Genomic DNA, 4,171 nt, shown 5'->3' on the forward strand with positions numbered 1-4,171 from the left:
GCATTCGGTGACGTCGTACTTGGGGTCTTCGAGTTCGTAGTGAACGAAGTCCAGTTCGCTGGTGCCGGCGAAGTCGCGGATCGGGAAGACCGACCGCAGCGTCTTTTCCAGGCCCGAGACATAGCCGGTGGCCGGGTTCGAGCGCAGGAACTGTTCATAGCTCTCGCGCTGGACCTCGATCAGGTTGGGCATCTGCACAACTTCGTGGATGTCACCGAAGATCTTGCGGATGCGCCGCTTGGACTGGCCGCGGGGTGCTGCGGACTGGGGCTTCTTCGCCATGAGGGTGTCTTGCCTCTTTGCTCTAGTGCTGCCGGAAAAGTCCGGCGAAAAAATCTGCCACACGCAGGGATGGCACCATCTTTTCCGAATTCCGGCCCGGTTTGGACCAGATCAGAGACGACAAAAGGCCGCACAGCACACGGATTCCCGAATCGGGTATCCACGGCTTGCAGCCTGTCGCGTCAGATGGAAAACCCGCCGCTTCCTTTCTGTGGAGCCTCCCTGCGCATGGAAACTCCTTGCTCGAAGCGAACGAGCGAGGGGCGCGTATAGGCGCAGGGCGCCGTCAGTGTCAACCAAGGTCGGGAGGGCGAACTGGCGGAAAACCGGCGTTTTGCGGCGTCCTTTCGCAAAACGATAAGAGACATATCGTTTTTCGATATTATTGATTGACAATAGGCCCGACTCGCCTTATTGAATATCGATATTGACCATATCGGAGAACAACAATGACCCGCTTCCAGACCTCGCAAGCCCTCTCGATCCTTGCCTCACTCGCCGTCGTCGCCGCCATGTGGCTGCCGACCATCCAGATCCCCGGTATCGCCTGACCTCAAGGCCTGAAGGGACAACCATCATGACCGAACAGACGCAAAGCGACCTGTTGCTCAAATCAGCCCGCCTGATGGTGATCCTTGGCCAGATCATCATCATGATCGCCAGTATCGGTATCGCCATCGGCATCGGCGCCCTGCTCACCGTCGGCCGCGATGAAGTCTATGAGCGGATCGCCAAAGTCGGCGCGCCCGATGTCGCCTACCCCTTGTCGATCCTCGCCTTCGCGCTGATCATCGTCATGCTGCAGATCGGCTATCGCTTCCTCAAGAACCTCGGCGGTATCATCGCCACTGTTGGCGAGGGCGATCCCTTCGCCTTGCAGAACGCCGAGCGCCTCAACCGCATGGGTTGGCTCACGGTTGCCGGCCATGTCCTCGGCATCGGCCTCGGAGCAATGGCGGCCTGGTTCATGCCTTACCTCGTCAAGCTCGACGGCGCGAAGGGCCATCATGGCTACGACTTCGGTTTCGATGTCGGCCTTGGCGGCATCCTGCTCACGCTGATCCTGTTCATCCTGGCCCGTGTGTTCCGCGAAGGCGCGAAAATGCGCGAAGAGCTGGAAGGGACCGTGTGATGGCAGACGACACCCAGACCGAAAGGACCCGCATCGTGGTCAAGCTCGACGACCTCCTCCACGCCCGCCGCATGACGCTGACCGATCTGGCGCAGCGCGTCGACATTACCCTCGCCAACCTTTCGATCCTCAAGACCGGCAAGGCCAAGGCCATCCGCTTCTCGACGCTGGAATCGATCTGCGAAGTGCTGGGCTGCCAGCCCGGCGACCTGCTCGGCTTTGAGACGGACTGAACGCAATCCCGCCTGACCGGGGCCATTGGTCCCCCGGCCCGGTCAGACGGAAAAGGGCGGTCCCCAGCGGGGCCGCCCTTTCTTGTTAGGTGCGCCCATGACATCCGTCATGGGCGCACCGCCGTTAGGCGGACAGAACAAAAGCTCTCAAAACACTCCCGGGATCAGCCGCCACTTCACCTGCTTCATGTACTCACCATAGGCCGGGTCCTGCGACAGGACGCGCTCTTCGGCCTTGATGCGCAGGATCTGGGCCCACCAGCCGATGGCATAGATCAGCAGGTTGATCGGCATGAACATCAGCAGCAGCAGCGACACATGGACGATGCCATAGCCGACGTACATCGGGTGGCGGACATATTTGTAGGGGCCAGAAATCTTCACGCCGCGGTTGGCCGGGGCAACCCCGAACGAGCGGCGCAGAACGAGCTTGGCCCACAGCTGGAACAGGTTGCCGCCGATAAACAGCAACACGCCGATGGTGACCAGCGATTCCGACAGGACATAGCCCGGCACGATCAGCAGGCCGGCGCAGGTTGCGGTCATGGCCAGCATCCAGTCGCCCAGCCGCATGGACAGACGCGTGGTTGGTCGGCGGATCAGGGTGAAAAAGGCGATGGTCGATTCCGAAACCAGCAGCAGCGGTGCCCACGGATTGTCCGAAAGGTCGACGCGCCAGGCCAGGAATGCCCAGAGAATTACGATCGCCACCTGCTCGGCGCGATCGGCAAAAGCGGGGCTCAGCCAGCTCCCGGGTTTGCTTTCTACTGCTGTGCTATCCATAGCGCCCGGATTCCTTGATTGCTGGCACAGGCGGATTTGGCATGACATGGTTAAGAATAGATTGCCGGACGCCGTATAAATACCGGGGAGGCGCGGACACATGACAACCGAAATGACCTCCAATAAGACCTCCCACAAGACCGGCGAGACGACCGGCGACACAGCGACCTGGAACAGGCAGGATCACCCCGGCAAACTGCTGCGCATCGGTGGTTCGCTGATCGATAACGGCCGCGGTGACAAGGCGCGCACCATGGCGATCGAGGCGCTGGGTGATCGGCCGGACGATCCGCTGGTCGCCGCCGTTGCCCGGCGCATCTTCCAGTACGAAATGCCCGGCTTTCACCGCGACATGCTGCTCGACCGCGCGCGTAACGCTGCTTACCGCACCGCGATCGAAGCGAATGCGCGCGGGCGCACCGTGCTCGATATCGGCACCGGATCGGGCCTGCTCGCCATCATGGCGGCCAAGGCCGGCGCCGCCCATGTCTATGCCTGCGAGGGGAATGCCATGCTCGCCGCCACGGCGCGCACCATTGTCGAGGCGAACGGCCTGTCGGACCGGATCACGGTATTCACCACGCATTCTTCGCGGCTCGATCGGAATAAGGACCTTGGCGGCGGGGTGGACATGATTGTCTCCGAAGTCTTCGCCGATGACCTGCTTGGCGAATATGTCCTGCCGACGCTCGATCACGCGCGCGCCGAACTTTGCGCGCCGGGCGCGATCATCCTGCCCGAAAGCGCCGAGATCATCGTCGCACTGGCCGACTATCCGCAAAAGCCCGCCGACTTATCGGATATCGAGGGCGTCGACCTCTCGCTGTTCACACCGCACGCGCGGCTTCACCCGACAGTGCGCAACGGCGACCCCAGCTTCATTGTGCGCAGCGATCCCGCGTCAATGTTCCATTTCGATTTCTCGAAGGGCCTGCCCAGCGAGCGCCAGTCGAATGTGACGCTGCAATCGCACGGCGGCAGCGTTGGCGGCATTGCCCAGTGGCTCCGAATCGGCTTCGGCGGCGGTGTGGCTTATGAAAACGCGCCCGGCGGTGACAGCGATGCCCATTGGGGCGTGTGCTGGACCCCGCTGGCCGAAGTGCTCGAAACACGGCCCGGCGAACGCTTCGACGTGGGCGGCTGGCATGACGATGTGGCGCTGGTCCTGTGGGACGAAGGCTGAGCCGCCAAGCGTGCCCGAAGCTCACGCTTTCGTTGACTTCGTCGCCCGTGCTGCTATTGGCGCGGCCCTGACCGGCAAGCCCAGAGCAATCCGCGCTTGCCGATCATCCGTCCGAGACAGTTGCTGAGGGTTCCCCTCTTAATTTGCAGCCTAGACGGGGAAAAGAGATTCTCCGGCCCTCCGCTCCATGGTGAGTGTGGTGCCAAATCCACGGTTTTCCGTGGCTCCTTCCCCCATCGACGGACTCGCCTGTGCCATTTCCTGGCATGGACAAACGTAGCCGGCCGTTCGGGGCCAGTCCTTGTTTGGACAGATCCCGCGCGGCCATGTGTGAAGGAGTAAGGCATGGATCGTTCGCAGAAAGCTGATTCGGTCGCTTCGCTCAACGCAACCTTCAACGAGGTCGGCGTGGTGGTCATCACCCGCAACCTCGGCATGACCGTGGCTCAGACCACGGCCCTGCGCGTGAAGATGCGTGAGTCGGGTGCATCGTTCAAGGTTTCCAAGAACTCTCTTGCCAAGCTTGCCATCGTAGACACGAACTATGCAGGGATCAGT

At 61.7% G+C, this 4,171-nt stretch carries 6 protein-coding genes; 4 read left to right on the forward strand and 2 right to left on the reverse strand.

Features of this window, described 5'->3' with window-relative positions; all coding sequences use genetic code 11:
• Positions 1 to 282, reverse strand: a 282-nt coding sequence (locus RMO89_RS20210) for a hypothetical protein (RefSeq protein WP_310535440.1), incomplete at its 3' end; no start/stop codon positions are given.
• 577 nt (positions 283 to 859) lie between these two features.
• Here RMO89_RS20210 and RMO89_RS20215 point away from each other — a divergent pair.
• Positions 860 to 1,414: a DUF2975 domain-containing protein gene (locus RMO89_RS20215; RefSeq protein WP_310535441.1), complete on the forward strand. Its 555-nt coding sequence runs from the start codon at positions 860 to 862 to the stop codon at positions 1,412 to 1,414.
• Positions 1,414 to 1,647, forward strand: coding sequence for a helix-turn-helix transcriptional regulator (locus RMO89_RS20220; protein ID WP_310535442.1), 234 nt, complete (start codon positions 1,414 to 1,416; stop codon positions 1,645 to 1,647). The genes RMO89_RS20215 and RMO89_RS20220 overlap by 1 nt, the downstream gene beginning before the upstream one ends.
• A 147-nt stretch (positions 1,648 to 1,794) precedes the next feature.
• On the opposite strand, the gene RMO89_RS20225 is transcribed toward RMO89_RS20220, so the two are convergent.
• The gene (locus tag RMO89_RS20225) at positions 1,795 to 2,430 is read right to left on the reverse strand and encodes an isoprenylcysteine carboxylmethyltransferase family protein (RefSeq protein ID WP_310535444.1); all 636 of its coding nucleotides are present in this window, start codon (positions 2,428 to 2,430) and stop codon (positions 1,795 to 1,797) included.
• A gap of 112 nt (positions 2,431 to 2,542) precedes the next feature.
• On the opposite strand from RMO89_RS20225, the gene RMO89_RS20230 reads away from it, so the two are divergent.
• Positions 2,543 to 3,613, forward strand: a complete 1,071-nt coding sequence (locus RMO89_RS20230) for a 50S ribosomal protein L11 methyltransferase (protein WP_310535446.1) — start codon at positions 2,543 to 2,545, stop codon at positions 3,611 to 3,613.
• Positions 3,614 to 3,958: 345 nt separating this feature from the next.
• Positions 3,959 to 4,171: 50S ribosomal protein L10 (gene rplJ, locus RMO89_RS20235; protein ID WP_310535447.1), on the forward strand; the 213-nt coding region annotated here is incomplete at its 3' end.

The organism is Novosphingobium sp., from assembly GCF_031424035.1.
GTDB lineage: Bacteria > Pseudomonadota > Alphaproteobacteria > Sphingomonadales > Sphingomonadaceae > Novosphingobium.

What these genes read in the sequence shown, in the direction of transcription:
- RMO89_RS20230 (WP_310535446.1), top strand. Translation starts at nt 2,543, where the DNA reads ATGACCTCCAATAAGACCTCCCACAAGACCGGCGAGACGACCGGCGAC.
- RMO89_RS20220 (WP_310535442.1), top strand. Translation starts at nt 1,414, where the DNA reads ATGGCAGACGACACCCAGACCGAAAGGACCCGCATCGTGGTCAAGCTC.
- RMO89_RS20215 (WP_310535441.1), top strand. Translation starts at nt 860, where the DNA reads ATGACCGAACAGACGCAAAGCGACCTGTTGCTCAAATCAGCCCGCCTG.
- RMO89_RS20225 (WP_310535444.1), bottom strand. Translation starts at nt 2,430, where the DNA reads ATGGATAGCACAGCAGTAGAAAGCAAACCCGGGAGCTGGCTGAGCCCC.